Source organism: Streptomyces sp. NPDC104309 (assembly GCF_055584025.1).
Map to the genome: position 1 here is coordinate 36,471 of NZ_JBVJMV010000050.1, position 15,810 is coordinate 52,280.

Below are 15,810 nucleotides of genomic sequence, written 5' to 3' on the forward strand. Positions count from 1 at the left end.
GTATCCAACGGCTCGACGGAACACGGAAAGAGGCAGCATGAGCTCGACGAACACCCTGGAGGGGCGCACCGCGGTCGTCACCGGTGCCGGAGCGGGGCTCGGCCGTGCCGAGGCCCTCGCGCTCGCGGGACTCGGCGCCGACGTGGTGGTCAACGACATCGGCCCGGCGGCCGAGGACGTGGTCGCCGAGATAGAGGCCCTCGGCGCGAGGGCGGTCGCGGTCACCGGTGACGTCGGGGACTGGTCCATGGGCGACCGTCTGGTGCGGGCCGCCCTGGAGAGCTTCGGCAGCCTGGACATCGTCGTCAACAACGCAGGCGTACTCCGCGACAAGATGCTGTTCAACCTCACCGAATCCGACTGGGACGACGTCATCCGGATCCACCTCAAGGGCCATGCCGCCGTCTCCCGCGCCGCGGCAGCGCACTGGCGTGCGGCGAGCAAGGCGGCCGGCGCCCCGGTCTACGGCCGCGTGATCAACACCTCGTCCGAGGCGTTCCTGTTCGGCGCCCCCGGCCAGCCGAACTACTCCGCCGCCAAGGCCGGTATCACCGCGCTCACCCTGGCCACCGCCCAGGGCCTGGCCCGCTACGGTGTGCGCGCCAACGCCATCTGCCCGCGGGCCCGCACCGCCATGACCGCCGACGCCTTCGGTGCGGGCGTGAACGCGCCGGGCGGCCTCGACATCATGGCCCCGGAACGGGTCGCCACCCTCGTCGCGCACCTGGCCTCGCCCGCCGCCGACGGGATCAGCGGGCAGGTCTTCGTCGCCTACGGCGACATGATCGCCCTGCTCGCCCCACCCACCGTGGAACGGAAGTTCACCGCGGCCGACGGCACCTTCACCTCGGAGGAGCTCGACGCCCAGCTCACGCCGTACTTCAGTGGCCGTGACCCGCACCGGACCTACGCCGCCCACAGCGTCGCCGGACTCGACACGACGGGCACACAGAAGACCCCGTGAGCGCGGGCACCGACCCGGCCGGCGCGCGTCCCGCCCGTCGGCCGGGTCAGTCGGCGTCCGTCGCCGGGGCGAGCAGGAGCCGGCAGGCCATCCGCAGGTCGGCGTCGGCCTCCTGCGGGGTGAGCCGCTCATTGAGCCGGGCCTGGAGCACCCCGTACCAGAGCAGGATCAGCAGCCGCAGACGGGTGATGTGATGTTCCGTGGGCTGCTCGACGCCCCAGGCCCGCAGCAGCAGATCGAGGAACCCCGTGTCGATCCGCGCCAGATCGGGGACGGTCGAGGCACGGGCCGCGTTCGCCGACTGGATCATCGCGATGGCCAGGGCCGGCCGGCGCAGCAGCTTGCGGGTGGCGCTGCCGAGCGCCTCGAAGACGACGTCCTCGGGTGAGGCATCCGCCGCGCGATCGGGCAGCCGCGCCCCGAACTCCTCGATCTGGTCGGCCATCAGGGCCGTGAACAAATGGGTCTTCGACGGGAAATACCGGTACAAAGTGCCGATCGCCACCCCCGCGGACCTGGCCACCTCGTGCATCTGCACCCGCTCCAGCCCCGTCTCGGCGGCGAGGTCCGCCGCCACCTTCAGGATGCTCTGACGGCGTGCGCGCTGCCGGGGCGAACTGGGTTCGGCCCCCGCCCTGGCCTCGGCGATTCTGGGCACGCTGCCACTCCCTCCAGGCGCTCGGTTCCGTCGACGGCCTCCGACAATACGCGGGCCCCGGCCCCGCGTCAGGTGCCGCCCGGACGCCGTACCGGTCAGCGGGACCGGCCGTACACCCGCAGCCGCTCGCGCGGTCTGCTGAGGTCCCACACCACCGAGGCACAGGAGGGGCACATGCAAGGCGGCCGACAGGAATGGGGCGCCACCCACGACGTGATCGTCGTCGGGTCCGGGGCAGGCGCGATGACCGGGGCCCTGGCAGCGGCCTCGGACGGCCTCGACACCGTCGTACTGGAACGGACGGCGCTGCTCGGCGGCACCTCCGCGTACTCCGGGGCCGCCTGCTGGCTGCCCGGCACCCGGGTGCAGGAACGGGCGGGACTCGACGACTCCACCGACGCCGCCGGGGCCTATCTGGGGGCGCTCCTCGGTGACGCCGAAGCCGAACGCCGCGACGCCTTCCTGCGGCACGCCCCCGAACTGGTCGCCCGGCTCGAACGCGACCCGGCCGTCGAGTTCGAGTGGCGCGCCTTCCCCGACTACGTCGCCGCCCCCGGCCGGATGGACGCCGGACGCTCCGTCGTACCGCGCGACCTGCCACCGGACCTGCTGGGCGACCTCCTGCCCCTGGTGCGCCCGGCGGTCGACCGGGACCGCGCGGGACAGGGCCACCCCGACGCGCCGCTCAGCGCGGGTCGCGCCCTGATCGGCCGCCTCCTGCTCGCCGCCACCCGCACCGGTAACGCCCGATTCCGCACCGAACACCAGGTCACCGGGCTGGTCACCGAGGACGGACGGGTCACGGGAGTGGAGGCGCGGACCCCGCGCGGCACGGTCCGGGTGCGGGCCCGGCGCGGCGTCCTGCTGGCGGCCGGCGGTTTCGAGGGCGACGACACCCTGCGCACCGAACACGGGGTCCCCGGCAGTGCCGTGTGGAGCATGGCACCCCGGGGGACCAATACCGGCGAGGTACTGCGCGCCGCCGTCGCGATCGGTGCCGCCACCGGTCTCATGGACGAGGCCTGGTGGTGCCCGGGTACCGAACTCCCCGACGGCACGGCCGCGTTCACCCTCGGCCTGCGCGGCGGGATCGTCGTCGACCCATCAGGCCGGCGCTTCGCCAACGAGTCACTGCCGTACGACCGGATGGGCCGCGCCATCGCCGCCCAGGGAGCACGGACCCCCATGTATCTGATCTTCGACTCCCGGGAGGGCGGCACGCTGCCCGCCATCACCGTGCCGCCCACCGGGCCCGCGGAACACCTGGCGTCCGGAACCTGGGTGCGGGCCGGCACGCTGACGGAGCTCGCCGGTCTCATCGGGGTCCCGGCCGATGTGCTGACGGACACCGTCACCCGCTTCAACGGCTTCGCCGCCACCGGCATCGACGCGGACCATCACCGGGGCGAGGACCCCTACGACCTGTTCTTCGCCGACACGAAGAACGCCCCCGGCCCCAACCCGTGCCTGGTCCCGCTCGACCGGCCGCCCTACTACGCGGCCCGGCTGGTCCTCGCCGACCTCGGCACCAAGGGCGGACTCCGTACGGACGTGCACGCCCGCGTCCTCGACACCGGGGGCCGGCCGCTCCCGGGCCTGTACGCGGCCGGAAACACCAGCGCGTCCTTCACGGGCCGCGTCTACCCGGGTCCCGGCGTCCCCATCGGCACCGCCATGGTCTTCGCCTCGCTGGCCGTCCGGCACATGACCGGGCAACCCGGCGACACCGCCTGACGCCGGGGCGGCGAAAGCGTCCCGGCCAGTGGGATGTCCGGCGGCGCGGCCCGGGACGGCCGTTCTACGGTCACGGCACCGCAGCGGTGCAGGGGCGGGGAGGGGCCGGGCCGGGACCGCCGGGCATGACGAGAGAGAGGGACTCGATGACCGACAAGAGCGTGTATGGGCCATGGGCGGTCGTCGCCGGAGGCTCCGAAGGAGTCGGCGCCTCGTTCGCGCACCGGCTCGCGGAGGCCGGGATCAACCTGGTCCTGATCGCGCGCAAGCCCGATCCGCTCAATGAGACCGCCGAGCGGGCACGCGCCAAGGGCGTCGAGGTCCGCACCCTCGAACTCGACCTGCTCGACCCGGGGGCCCTGGCCTCGGTCCGCGCCGTGACCGACGGCCTGGAGGTCGGTCTGCTGATCTTCAACGCAGGCGCCAACAGCTACGGCCACGAGTTCGTGACCGGCGAACTCGACCGCGTCCAGGGCGTACTGGACCTGAACATCACCGCGCAACTGGCTCTCACCCACCACTTCGGGGCCCTGATGAAGGAGCGGCGCCGCGGCGGCATCATGCTGGTCGGCTCGCTCTCCGGCTACCTGGGCCAGGCACAGATCAGCGTGTACTCGGCCGCCAAGGCATTCAGCCGCGTCTTCGCCGAGGGCCTGTGGCTGGAACTGCGGCCGTACGGCGTGGACGTCCTCGAACTCGTCCTCGGCGTCACCCGGACACCCGCCATGGAGCGCGCCGGGCTGCGCATGGACCTGCCCGGCCTGCGTGTCGCCGAGCCGGACGATGTCGCCGAGGAGGGCCTGGAGCACCTCGCCGACGGTCCGGTGCGGGTGGCCGGCGGGAACGCCGAAACGGCCGAGCGGCGCAGCGGATTCCCCCGTGCCGAACTGGTCCTCGGTGCCCACGAGGCATCCAAGCGGCTGCTGCCCGCGTCGTCCTGACGGAGCATCACGTGTGTTCGCCCGGCCTTCCCCGTACCCATCGCGCAGGCCGACCACTCCCGGAGAACAGATGAGCGAGACCGAGCACCCCCTGACGATCCCGGCCGCCCTGGACCTCGCCGCGACCCGGAGCCCCGACCGGGAGGCGGTCGTGGACGGTGACGTACGGCTGACCTGGGAGCAGTTGCGCGACCGGGTACGGGCGGCGGTGAAGTCGCTGATCGGGCTCGGCACGCGACGCGGCGACCGGATCGCCGTCTGGGCGCCCAACAGCCACCACTGGGTGGTGGCCGCGCTCGCCGTCGCGTCGGCCGGGGCGGTGCTGGTACCCGTCAACACGCGCTACAAGGGCGGTGAGGCGCGCTGGCTCCTGGAACGCAGCGGGGCACGGCTGCTGTTCCTGGAGAACGGCTTCCTCGGCAAGGACTACCTGGCCATGCTGGGTGCGGGTGCGGGTGCGGGTGCGGGTGCGGGTGCGGGTGCGGGGCGGGTGCCGGGACTCGGGGACGCCGGAAGGCCGGTGCCGGGGCTGACCGGGCTGGCCGCAGTGGTGACGCTGGACGGTGCCGAGCGCCCCGGCACCCTGTCGTGGGACGACTTTCTCCGGTTCGGCGCGCGCGTGCCGGACGCGGAGGCCGCCGCCCGTGCCGCGTCCGTACGCCCCGACGACCCTTCCGACCTGCTCTTCACCTCGGGCACGACCGGTCGGCCCAAGGGCGCGCTGACCACACATCAGCAGAACCTCACCACGTACCGGGCCTGGTGCGACCGGACCGGAGTCACCGGCGACGACCGCTACTTGATCATCAACCCGCTGTTCCACTGCTTCGGCTACAAGGCCGGCGTGCTGGCCTGCCTGCTGCGGGGCGCCACGATGGTGCTGCAGCCGGTGTTCGACGTGGACCGGGCTCTGCGCACCGTCGAGGCGGAGCGGATCACCGTCCTGCCCGGCCCGCCCACGATCTACACCGAACTCCTGGACGCGCCCGGCAGGAGCCGGTCCGACCTGTCGTCGCTGCGGCTGGCGGTGACCGGTGCGGCCGTGGTGCCCGTCGCTCTCGTCCGGCGGATGCGGGCTGAACTCTTCCCCGAGGTGCTCACCGCGTACGGCCTGACCGAATGCTGCGGCACGGTCACCGCGTGCTCCGCGGACGACGACGCCGAGACGGTGGCTCTGACCGCGGGCCGCCCCATCGACGGAGTCGAGGTGCGGGTGGCCGACGGCGACCGGCGTCCGCTGCCCGCCGGGCGGGACGGCGAGATCATGGTCCGCGGCTACAACGTGATGCTCGGCTACCTGGACGATCCCGCGGCGAGCGCGGCGGCCGTCGACGCGGACGGCTGGCTGGCCACCGGCGACGTGGGCCACCTCGACGAGCGCGGCAATCTGGTCATCACCGGCCGCTCGAAGGACATGTTCGTGGTCGGCGGGTTCAACGTCTATCCGGCGGAGGTCGAGCAGGTGCTCGCCGGGCACGACGCCGTCGCCGAGGCAGCCGTGGTCGGGGTTCCCGACGCACGGCTCGGGGAAGTCGCGCGCGCCTATGTGACAGCCCGTCCGGGCGCCGGGACCGACCCGGACGACCTCGTCGCCCACTGCCGCGAGCGGCTTGCCAACTTCAAGGTCCCGCGCGAGGTCGTCGTGCTGGGGACTCTTCCGCGCAACGCTTCCGGCAAGGTCGACAAGGCCGCGCTGCGGACGCTCTGACGGACGCGGTGCCGCGTGCACCGCACGGACACGGCTCGCGAGGGCCTGGAGGACGGACGATGGGCAATCAGGTTCTGGAGTCGGTGCGCGCTCTGCTGCCGGCCATCGGGAAACGGGCCGTCGCCGCGGACGAGGCGCGGCGCATATCGGGGGCCACGGTCCGTGACCTGGCCGAGGCCAGTGTGTTCCGGATGCTGCAGCCGGCCCGGTACGGCGGCATCGAGGCCGACCCGGCCGACTTCTACGAGGTGGTGCGGGAGATCTCCGCGGTGTGCTGTTCCACGGGGTGGGTGGCGTCCGTCCTGGGCGTGCACCCCTGGCAGTTGGGCCTCTTCCCGTCTCGGGCGCAGGACGACGTCTGGGGCGACGACCCGGACACCCGCATCTCCTCGTCGTACGCGCCGGTGGGCCGGCTCACCCCCGTCGACGGCGGCTACCGGCTCACCGGCCGGTGGAGTTTCTCCTCGGGCTGCGAGCACGCCTCGTGGGCGTTGCTCGGCGCTCTCGTCGTCGGGGCGCGGGGACGGCCGGTGGACTTCCTCACCGTCCTGGTGCCCCGGTCCGACTACGCGATCGAGGACATGTGGGACGTGGTCGGGCTGCGCGGCACCGCCAGCAACGACATCGTCGTCGAGTCGGCGTTCGTCCCGGCCCACCGCGTGCTTCGCAACTACGAGCAGGCCCAGCTGAAGGGGCCGGGGCAGCAGGTCAACCAGGGGCCGCTGTACCGGCTGCCGTTCGGGGCGATCTTCACGAGTGCCATCACGGCACCGGTGATCGGCGTCGTGTCGGGCGGCTACGAGTCCTATCTCTCGCTGATGAAGGAGCGGGTGCGGCTCAGCCTCGGCGGCGGCAGGTTCACCGAGGACCCGTTCGCCCAGGTCGCCATCGCGCGTGCCGCCTCCGACATCGACGCGACGATCCTGCAGATGGACCGGAACCTGAGCGAGCTGTCCGGACTCGCCGCCGCCGGGCGGGAGATCCCCATGGAGCTGAGACTGCGCACGCGGCGGGACCAGGTCCGGGGCACCGAACGGGCCGTCGCCGCGATCGATCTGCTCTTCAAGACCGCCGGAGGCAACGCGCTGCGGCGCGGCAACCCCATCGAGCGCGCCTGGCGGGACGCCCACGCCGGAAGCGTCCACGTGGCCAACGACGTGGAACGGGCCCTCGCCATGTACGGTCGCGGGGCCTTCGGTCTGACAGTCGAGGACAACCTGGTCTGAGGATCGTCCCGGCCCCGGGGGAACGCACCCCGCGCGGACGCGTCGCCGCCCGTGAATCCGCCCGCGTGAACCCCGAGTGAACCGGCCGGAGCCCCCTGCGCGGGGGCTCCAGCCGGTTCACGCGGGGTTCACGCCGAAGCGTCCTCGCCCCGTTCACACCTGCCCGTCGGCCGACCTCGCGGCGAGATAGCGGGCGGGGAACTCCCCGCCGCCGTGCACCGCGAGGTCCGCCCCGTTCACGTATCCGGACAGCCCGCTCGCCAGGAACAAGCAGGCGCGGGCGACATCCGTGGGGACGGCCATCCGTTCCATCGGGATGACGCGGGCCACCGATACCCCGCCGTCCGTGCCGTAGACGGCTGCCGCGCCCTCGGTGCGGATCAGCCCGGTGGTGATGTGATTGACCCGCACCTCGGGAGCCCACTCCAGAGCGAGTGCTTTGGTGAGGGCCAGCAGTCCTGCCTTGGCGGCTGTGTAGGCGGCGGTGCCGGGCTGCGGGTCGTGCGCGGAGACGCTGCCGATGTTGATGACCGAACCGCCGCCGTGCTGGGTCCTCATGACGCGGTGGGCCGCCTGCGCCACGTAGAACGGTGCGAGCAGGTTGAGCGCGACGATCCTCTCCACGAAACGGGGCGAGACGGTGGCCGCGTCGGCGTCCGGGGAGCCGCCCGCGTTGTTGACGAGTACGTCGAGGCGGCCGAAGCGTTCCACCGCGGCGTCGACGAGCCGGACCGCCGCCGCGGGGTCGCGCACGTCGGCGGAGACGAAGACCGCAGCCCGGCCCCGCACCGCCGGCGTCGTGTCCGGGGCGTTGCGGCCGCAGACGACGACGTCGGCCCCGGCATCGAGGAACGCCTCGGCGATGGCGGCACCGATGCCCTTGGTGCCGCCGGTGACGAGCACCACGCGTCCCGTGAAGTCGAACGGGTTGCCGATGTCCATGATGTACGGCCTCTCTGCCGGGTGTGCCCGGTCGGTGGTCAGTGCGTGGTCAGCCCGAGCCCGGCGGCGAGCCGCGCCCGGTGCCGCGCGGGCGAACCGAACAGTTCGCCCGCTCCGTGCGCCCGCTTGAAGTAACGGTGCGCGTCGTGTTCCCAGGTGATGCCGATGCCGCCGTGCAACTGGATCATCTCGCCGGCCACCGCCGAGAACGCCTCGGAACAGACCGACTTCGCGACAGCGGCGGCCCGTGGCAGCGCGCCGGGCTCCTGGTCGGCGGCGAAGGCGGCGCCGAGCGCTGCCGAACGTGCCGACTCCACCAGGACGTAGGCGTCCGCGAGCCGGTGCTTGACGGCCTGGAACGAGCCGATGGGGCGGCCGAACTGGACGCGGTCCCTGGCGTAGGCGACGGTGAGTTCGAGGCAACGCGAGGCCGCGCCCACCTGCTCCGCGGCGAGCGCCGCGCAGGCCAGGTCCCGTACCTGCGCCAGGGTCCGTCCGCCGTCGCCGTCCACGCCGATCAGACGCGCGTCGGCGCCGTCCAGCACCCACTGTGCCTGGCTCCGCGTGCCGTCCATGGTGACGACGGGCGCACGGTGCGCCCCGGCGGCGTCCACCGCCACATCGAAGAGCGAGACCCCGGCCGCCGTACGGGCCGCGACGAGCAGCACGTCCACCCGGGGCCAGTCCAGCACATGCTCCTTCGTCCCGGTGATGTGCCAGGTGCCACCGGGTCCGGGCACGGCCTCGGCGCGTACCGCCTCCGGGTCCCAGGACCCCTGCTCGGCCCAGGCCAGGGTTCCCACCGAGGCCCCCTCGACGAGCCCCGGCAGCAGACGCCCGCAGGCCGCCTTGTCGCCGGTGGCGAGCAGTGCCCCGGCGGTGAGCACCGCCGAGCCGAGGAACGGCAGCGGACTCAGGGTCCGGCCCAGTTCCTCCATCAGCACGTGGACATCCCGGGCGCCGCCGCCCGCCCCGCCGTACTCCTCGGGCACGGCGAGCCCGGCGACGCCGATCTGCTCGGTCAACGGCCGCCAGGCCTCGGCTCCTTCGTGCCGGGTCAGCAGTGACCGTACGGCCGACTTCAGTTCTTCCTGCTCCTCAGTCAGCCGCATCGGGCTGCTCCCCTCGGTGTGGCGCACACTGTCGTGCGCGCCAGGCGGCCAGTACGTGGGCCCGGCAGGCGGCCGGGGTGTCCCGGGCGTCGCGCGGCGGGCGGGCCTCGCGGATCCAGAGGGACAGGCCGGGGCCGCCGGTGCGGCCTACGGCCCCGTGCGTCCGCGGTGCCGTCCGTGCGGCCCGGTACGCGGCCTCATCCGGTTCGTCGTGGGCAGCCGGCATCGACCCTCCTTCCCTAACAAGTGTTTGGTAGATTAACGTAACCCCATGAGCAGCGTCGAGGAGTTCCGCACCGAGATCCGCAGTTGGCTGGCCGCCAATCTCACCGGTCCCTTCGCGGGACTGCGAGGCCGTGGCGGACCGGGCCGCGAGCACGAGGCCTTCGCCGAACGGCTCGCCTGGGAGCGGCACATGGCGGCCGCCGGCTGGACCTGCGTGGGCTGGCCCGAGCAGTACGGCGGCCGGGGCGCGACCATCGAGCAGCAGGTCGCCTTCCACGAGGAGTACGCCCTCGCCGACGCGCCCGCCCGCGTCAACCACATCGGCGAACAACTGCTGGGCCCGACCCTGGTGGCCTTCGGCACGCCGGAACAGCGGGCCCGCTTCCTGCCGCCGATCGTCGCGGCCGAGGAGCTGTGGTGCCAGGGTTACAGCGAGCCCGACGCCGGCTCCGACCTGGCGAACGTGCGGACCAGGGCCGAGCGCGACGGCGACTCCTGGGTGGTCACCGGCCAGAAGATCTTCACGTCACTCGCCCACGAGGCGCAGTGGTGCTTCGTGGTGGCCCGCACCGAGCCCGGTTCGTCCCGCCACGAGGGCCTGTCCTACCTCCTGGTCCCGCTCGACCAGCCCGGCGTCGAGATCCGTCCGATCGCCCAGCTGACCGGCACCAGCGAGTTCAACGAGGTCTTCTTCGACGGGGCCCGCACCCGCGCCGAACACATCGTCGGAGCGCCGGGCGAGGGCTGGCGCGTCGCCATGGCCACGCTCGGCTTCGAACGCGGTGTCTCCACCCTCGGCCAGCAGGTCGGCTTCCGGCGCGAACTCGAAGCCCTCATCGAACTGGCCAGGCGCAACGGCGCCGCGGACGATCCGCTGATCCGCGACCGGCTCGCCCGCGCCTGGACGGGGCTGGAGACCATCCGCTGCAACGCCCTGCGCATGCTCGACGGCGTGGCGGCGGGCGCTCCCGGGCCCGAAGCGTCCATCGGTAAGATCTTCTGGGCCACCTGGCACCGGGAGCTCGGTGAACTCGCCATGAGCGTCTGCGGCGCGGGCGGCATGCTCGCCGCCGGTGAACCCTACGAACTCGACGACTGGCAGCGGCTGTTCCTTTTCTCCCGCTCCGACACCATCTACGCCGGATCGAACGAGATCCAGCGCAACATCATTGCGGAGCGTGTCCTCGGGCTGCCCAGGGAGATCCGCCCGTGACGCCCCGGCCGCCCCATGTCTCGGGGCACCGCCTCCTGGACGGGCACACCGGGTGATCGCCGCCGCCGGGATCGGCCGAGCGACCGCCCGCCAGGAGTACGGGCCGATCGCGGGCAGGTGAGCCGTCACCGGGCGACGGTGTGCGTGTCCGCTCCGCCCCCGGCCGATGACGACATGACGGCCGGGGGCACCGGTATGCGCGCAGGCCTCGGCGGCGGAGCGTCGAGTCAGGGTGGCGTGGTGGACACGGACGTGCCCGGACGTGGGTGAAGTCAGCTCCGAGCGGTTCTCCGTCCCGGACTTGAGCGGTGCGGCCGACGGCCGGCGCCGTCCGATCCACACGGATCGGGGCGGTCCGGAGTCCGGACCGCCCCGGCGGCGTGTGCGGGAGGCCGTCAACCGGCCCCGGAGAGCGTCTTCAGCGTGGCCTGCGCCTCGGCCATGATGCGGTCGACGAGCTCCGCGCAGGACGGCAGATCGTCGATCAGCCCCGCCACCTGCCCGGAGGCCATCACCCCGAGATCGGTGCGCCCATCGATCATCGAGGCCTTCAGGAGCATCGGAGTGTTGGCGGCCATGAGGACCTGGCTCCAGGTCAGCTCCTTGCCGTGCCTCATCGCCAGTCCGTCGCGGACCAGCCCGGACCAGCTCGCCCCGGACTCCTTCCTGAAGGCCGAGGCGTGCCGCAGCGCCCGCAGCAGCGAGGCCGCACGGCCGGATCGCTCCAGGGCGTCGACCAGTTCGGTGCGCAGCATGCGGTGCGGCAGCCCGTCGACCTTGGTCGTGACCGTGACGTCCTTCACCGTGGCGGCCAGGTACTTCGCCTTCACCGCCGCGGGGACGGTGCTGTCGGAGGTGAGCAGGAAGCGCGTGCCCATGCCGATACCGGCCGCCCCGTAGGCGAGCGCGGCGACCAGACCGCGGCCGTCGTGGAAGCCGCCGGCCGCGATCACCGGGATGCCGACGGCGTCCACGACCTGGGGGAGCAGCACCGTGGTGGCCACGTTCCCCGTGTGGCCGCCGCCCTCGCCGCCCTGCACCATCACCGCGTCGGCACCCCACGCGGCGACCTTCTCCGCGTGCCGTCGGGCCCCGACGGACGGGATGACGACGACACCCGCGTCCTTGAGCCGGGCGATCAGCTGCTTCGACGGTGCGAGCGCGAAGGACGCCACCCGCACCCCCTCGTCGATGATGATCCGCACCCGGTCGCCGGCGTCCGCCGCGTCGGCCCGCAGATTGACGCCGAACGGCGCGTCCGTACGGGACCGGACCTCGCGAACGGCCGCGCGCAGCCGCTCGACGCTCATCGTGGCGGAGGCGAGAATCCCGAGGGCTCCCGCGTTCGCGGCGGCGGACACGAGGCGGGGGCCGGCCACCCAGCCCATCCCGGTCTGCACGATCGGATGCCGGACCCCGGTCAGCGTGGTGAGCGCGGTCGGGATCGACCCGGGCCCGCTCATGCCGGAACCTCGCGCTCGCGTTGCCCCTTCGGATCGATGACCTCGCGGATCAGTCGCAGTTCCGCCTCGGTGGGCTCACGGGTGAGGGGCACCTCGTCGGGGATCGTGAGGGCGAATCCGGTGGCCTCGGAGACCTGCTCGACGGTGACGCCGGGATGCAGGGAGCGCAGCCGCATCGTGCGGTCGGGGGTCTCGAAGTCGAAGACGCCCAGATTGCTGATGACGTCGGGGATGCGGTGGTAGCGGGTCGCGGAGGGGCCGGCCGCCGCGGCCCGGTCGTACCCGACGCCGCTGACCATGTCGACGCGTTCGACGAACACCCGCGCCGAATGCCTGGGCACCCAGTAACTCGTCGGATTGTTCAGGGTGTTGCCGGGAGCGCCGCGCACTCCGAGCAGCTGTCGCGTGGGCCTGGCCCAGTCGCCGATGCAGGAGATGTTCTGGTTGCCGTACCGGTCGAGCTGGCTGGCGCCCATCATCACGTGCCGGCGGCCGGTGGCGGTGAGCGCGAGGTGCTGACGGAACGGCAGCCAGCCCTCGACGATCCCCGGCTGCACCCCCACCGCGGGCACGTCGCCCATGAGCAGTGCCTCCCCGTCGGTCAGCAGCAGATCGGGCGAGAAGGTGAGCTTGGCCAGACGCGCCCCGATCGCCGGGACGGTGCCCATGGGGCTGGCGAGGACCTCGCCGGCGTTCCGCCAGGCCTCGGCACAGGCCACCACGCAGTAGTCGGCGCGGGTCGCCGTCGGGGTGCCGGTCTCGGTGGCGCTCATGCTTCCTCCTGGTGGAACGCCGTGACGGCGGCCTGATAGGCGGCTTCGTCCCCGGACAGGAACCGTTCGTCGAAGGCCCGCCATGCCTCGGGGTCGCGGGCGGCCCGGACGTAGGCGCGCTGGAAGGCCTCGTCGCGCTCGTGGTCGGGCACGCAGGACGTGAAGTGCGCGCCGTTCGGCGTCTCGACGACGCCGTCCACGAACAGGCGCTTGACCAGGAGGGTCTGCGGTCCGTGCTCCTTGAGCAGGTCCGCCGTGTCGACGATCCGCTCGCAGGAGACGTACGCGTGGTCGGCGGCCTCGCAGAACAGGTCGTCGAAGTACGGGTCGGGTCCCAGGTACTGGCCGTTGCCCTGTGCGTCGGCGCGGTTGAGATGGACCAGGGCCGCGTCAAGACGCAGGGCCGGTGCCGCGACCAGCTCCTCACCGTCCTCGTACGGGGAGGTGACGGTGCGCAGCGACGGGTTGACCTTCAGCACGTCCGATCCGAGACCGGCCCGCACCGGCATGAAGGGCAGCCGGTGCGCACCGGCGGTCAGGCCCCACATCAGCATCGCCTCGTCGAGCTCGACCATCTCGAACGCGCCCCGTTGCCGGGCCGCGGTGAAGTGCGGTTCGAGCGGTATGGAGTCGAGCGTCCCGAACGCCGCGACCAGCTTGCGGATCTTCCCCGCGGCGGCGAGCAGGCCGACGTCCGGACCACCGTACGAGACCACGGTCAGGTCGGTGAGGTCCGAGCGCAGCAGCGCGCGCACCAGGGCCATCGGCTTGCGGCGCGAGCCCCATCCGCCGATGCCGATCGTCATGCCGCTCTCCAGACGGCCGACGACTTCGTCGGCCGTCATCGTCTTGTCCTGTGTCACGCCTGTTGCTCCTTGTCCGTGCCGAAGGTGTCGCGCACACGGTCGGCGACGCCGCTGAGGTTGGCCTCGAAAGTGAAGCCCTGCTCGAACCGGTAGCTGCGGCGGACGTCGACCGGGTCGATGCCGTTGATGGCGGCCTTGGCCAGCCGGATCAGATAGCCGTCCTTGGCGGCGATCTCCCGGGCCAGTTCGAGGGCGGCCTCGGTGAGGCCGTCGCGCGGGACCACCCGCCACACCGAGCCGTGCCGGTGCAGCTCCTCGGCCGTCGCGGTGCGCGAGGTGTAGTACAGGGCCCGCATCAGGTGCTGGGGGACGAGCCGCGCGAGGTGCGTGGCCGCGCCGAGCGCGCCGCGGTCCAGCTCCGGGAGGCCGAAGGTCGCGTCGTCGCTGGCCACGACGGCGTCCGCGTTGCCCACCAGGCCGATGCCGCCGCCCAGGCAGAAGCCGTGTACGGCGGCGACCACGGGAACCTCGCAATCGTAGACCGCGGCGAACGCCTCGTAGCAGCCGCGGTTGGCGCCGATCAGCGCCTCGGGCCCGGCCGCGCGCTGCATCTCCTTGATGTCCACGCCCGCGTTGAAGCCGCGGCCCTCGGCGGTGAGTACCACGCATCGGACCTTCGGATCGGCTCCGGCGGCGCGCACTGCGGCGGCCAGCTCGTACCAGCCTTGTACGGGGAGGGCGTTGACCGGGGGGAAGTCCACGGTGACGACCGAGATGCCCTCTTCCGGGGCGGAGGTGGAGACACCCATGAGCAGATCAGCTACCTTTCCACCAAATGTTTGTTAGGTAAAACGTAGCAGTGATGTGGAAGCCACGGGAGAGCGTCATGCCACTGAGCGGTACGGCCGCCCCGCTTCCCGCCCCAATCGGAAGGACACCTGCCATGACCTCACCGACCGCCCTGTGCGCCGGACGCGTCGCCGTCGTCACCGGCGCCGGCCGCGGACTCGGCCGCGCACATGCCCTGGCCCTCGCCGCCGAGGGCGCCAGGGTCGTCGTCAACGACCTCGGCGTGGGCCTCGACGGCTCCGGAGCGGGTACCGGCCCCGCGCAGCAGGTCGTCGAGGAGATCCGTGCGTCCGGCGGTGAAGCCGTCGCGCACAGCGGCGACATCGCCACCACCGACGGCGCGGCCTCCCTCGTGGCCACCGCGCTCGACTCATTCGGCCGGCTCGACACACTCGTCAACAACGCCGGATTCCTCCGCGACCGGATGCTGGTGAACCTGGACGAGGACGACTGGGACGCGGTGATGCACGTCCACCTCAAGGGGCACTTCCTGCCGCTCAAGCACGCGGCGGCGCACTGGCGCGCCGAGGCCAGGGCCGGCCGGCTCCCCGAGGCCCGTGTGGTCAACACCAGCTCGGGGGCGGGGCTGTTGGGCAGTGTCGGCCAGGGCAACTACTCCGCGGCCAAGGCGGGAATCGTCGGCCTGACCCTGGTGGCCGCAGCCGAGATGGGCCGCTACGGTGTCCAGGTCAACGCGATCGCCCCGGCCGCCCGCACCCGGATGACCGAGCAGACCTTCGCCGAGTCCATGGCGGCGCCCGGGGACGGTGGATTCGACGCGATGGCCCCGGAGAACGTATCGCCGCTCGTCGTCTGGCTGGGCTCGGCGGCATCCGCCGGGGTGACCGGCCGGGTCTTCGAGGCCGAGGCCGGCCGGATCACCGTGATGGAGGGCTGGCGGCCGGGCCCCACCGTCGACAAGGGTGCCCGCTGGAGCCCGGCCGAGGCCGGGGCGGCCGCGACCGAGCTGCTCGCCGCGTCCGAGACGCCTCAGCCGGTGTACGGCGCCCGCTGACGCCGCGCCGGGACGCGCCGCGGGGGGGGGGGGGGGCCCCCCCCCCCCCCCCCCCCCCCCCCCACCCCCCGCGCCCCCCGCCCCCCACCCCCCCCCCCCCGCCCCCGCCCCTGCAACCCCGGGGTTTTCAACGGGGTCGCCGGGGCCCCCCCCCCCCCCCCCTCGCCCTCTGCCTGGACGC

At 72.9% G+C, this 15,810-nt stretch carries 15 protein-coding genes; 7 read left to right on the top strand and 8 right to left on the bottom strand.

The window, feature by feature from the left end; translation table 11 throughout:
* The first annotated feature begins 37 nt into the window (after nt 1–37).
* Complete coding sequence (locus ACZ68L_RS39690) at nt 38–964, top strand: 3-oxoacyl-ACP reductase (RefSeq protein WP_469587766.1); 927 nt, start codon at nt 38–40, stop codon at nt 962–964.
* A gap of 46 nt (nt 965–1,010) precedes the next feature.
* On the opposite strand, the gene ACZ68L_RS39695 is transcribed toward ACZ68L_RS39690, so the two are convergent.
* On the bottom strand, nt 1,011–1,622 hold the full coding sequence (locus ACZ68L_RS39695; protein ID WP_469587769.1) for a TetR/AcrR family transcriptional regulator: 612 nt from the start codon (nt 1,620–1,622) through the stop codon (nt 1,011–1,013).
* A gap of 174 nt (nt 1,623–1,796) precedes the next feature.
* Here ACZ68L_RS39695 and ACZ68L_RS39700 point away from each other — a divergent pair, with 174 nt between their 5' ends.
* From ACZ68L_RS39700 to hsaA, 4 genes are all read left to right on the top strand, one after another.
* A complete protein-coding gene (locus ACZ68L_RS39700) occupies nt 1,797–3,356 on the top strand; it encodes an FAD-dependent oxidoreductase (RefSeq protein WP_469587772.1) in 1,560 nt (519 codons plus the stop codon).
* A gap of 146 nt (nt 3,357–3,502) precedes the next feature.
* A complete protein-coding gene (locus tag ACZ68L_RS39705; RefSeq protein WP_469587775.1) occupies nt 3,503–4,297 on the top strand; it encodes an SDR family NAD(P)-dependent oxidoreductase in 795 nt (264 codons plus the stop codon).
* 70 nt (nt 4,298–4,367) lie between these two features.
* Nucleotides 4,368–6,005, top strand: coding sequence for an AMP-binding protein (locus ACZ68L_RS39710; protein WP_469587777.1), 1,638 nt, complete (start codon nt 4,368–4,370; stop codon nt 6,003–6,005).
* Between the two features lie 59 nt (nt 6,006–6,064).
* Nucleotides 6,065–7,231, top strand: a complete 1,167-nt coding sequence (gene hsaA, locus ACZ68L_RS39715; protein ID WP_469587780.1) for a 3-hydroxy-9,10-secoandrosta-1,3,5(10)-triene-9,17-dione monooxygenase oxygenase subunit — start codon at nt 6,065–6,067, stop codon at nt 7,229–7,231.
* Nucleotides 7,232–7,384: 153 nt separating this feature from the next.
* Here the strand turns inward: hsaA and ACZ68L_RS39720 are convergent, their stop codons facing one another.
* Genes ACZ68L_RS39720 through ACZ68L_RS39730 form a run of 3 tightly spaced genes read right to left on the bottom strand, consistent with a single transcriptional unit; the run spans nt 7,385 to nt 9,511 of the window.
* Nucleotides 7,385–8,173 carry an SDR family oxidoreductase gene (locus ACZ68L_RS39720; RefSeq protein WP_469587783.1) on the bottom strand — a complete coding sequence of 263 codons (789 nt, stop codon included), beginning with the start codon at nt 8,171–8,173 and terminating at the stop codon, nt 7,385–7,387.
* A 38-nt stretch (nt 8,174–8,211) separates the two neighbouring features.
* Nucleotides 8,212–9,285, bottom strand: coding sequence for an acyl-CoA dehydrogenase family protein (locus ACZ68L_RS39725; protein WP_469587786.1), 1,074 nt, complete (start codon nt 9,283–9,285; stop codon nt 8,212–8,214).
* On the bottom strand, nt 9,272–9,511 hold the full coding sequence (locus ACZ68L_RS39730; protein ID WP_469587788.1) for a hypothetical protein: 240 nt from the start codon (nt 9,509–9,511) through the stop codon (nt 9,272–9,274). Before ACZ68L_RS39730 ends, ACZ68L_RS39725 begins: the two co-directional genes overlap by 14 nt.
* 45 nt (nt 9,512–9,556) lie before the next feature.
* On the opposite strand from ACZ68L_RS39730, the gene ACZ68L_RS39735 reads away from it, so the two are divergent.
* The gene (locus tag ACZ68L_RS39735; protein WP_469587791.1) at nt 9,557–10,723 is read left to right on the top strand and encodes an acyl-CoA dehydrogenase family protein; all 1,167 of its coding nucleotides are present in this window, start codon (nt 9,557–9,559) and stop codon (nt 10,721–10,723) included.
* Nucleotides 10,724–11,118: 395 nt separating this feature from the next.
* Here the strand turns inward: ACZ68L_RS39735 and ACZ68L_RS39740 are convergent, their stop codons facing one another.
* Genes ACZ68L_RS39740 through ACZ68L_RS39755 form a run of 4 tightly spaced genes read right to left on the bottom strand, consistent with a single transcriptional unit; the run spans nt 11,119 to nt 14,574 of the window.
* Nucleotides 11,119–12,186: an NAD(P)H-dependent flavin oxidoreductase gene (locus ACZ68L_RS39740; RefSeq protein ID WP_469587793.1), complete on the bottom strand. Its 1,068-nt coding sequence runs from the start codon at nt 12,184–12,186 to the stop codon at nt 11,119–11,121.
* Nucleotides 12,183–12,959, bottom strand: coding sequence for a CoA-transferase subunit beta (locus ACZ68L_RS39745; RefSeq protein ID WP_469587796.1), 777 nt, complete (start codon nt 12,957–12,959; stop codon nt 12,183–12,185). Before ACZ68L_RS39745 ends, ACZ68L_RS39740 begins: the two co-directional genes overlap by 4 nt.
* Nucleotides 12,956–13,804 (bottom strand): CoA transferase subunit A, encoded by an 849-nt coding sequence (locus ACZ68L_RS39750; RefSeq protein WP_469587806.1) that lies wholly within the window; start codon nt 13,802–13,804, stop codon nt 12,956–12,958. Before ACZ68L_RS39750 ends, ACZ68L_RS39745 begins: the two co-directional genes overlap by 4 nt.
* 14 nt (nt 13,805–13,818) lie before the next feature.
* Nucleotides 13,819–14,574 carry an enoyl-CoA hydratase family protein gene (locus ACZ68L_RS39755; RefSeq protein WP_469587799.1) on the bottom strand — a complete coding sequence of 252 codons (756 nt, stop codon included), beginning with the start codon at nt 14,572–14,574 and terminating at the stop codon, nt 13,819–13,821.
* 134 nt (nt 14,575–14,708) lie between these two features.
* Between ACZ68L_RS39755 and ACZ68L_RS39760 the strand changes: the two genes are divergently transcribed.
* The gene (locus ACZ68L_RS39760) at nt 14,709–15,629 is read left to right on the top strand and encodes an SDR family oxidoreductase (RefSeq protein ID WP_469587801.1); all 921 of its coding nucleotides are present in this window, start codon (nt 14,709–14,711) and stop codon (nt 15,627–15,629) included.
* The last annotated feature ends 181 nt before the right edge of the window (nt 15,630–15,810 follow it).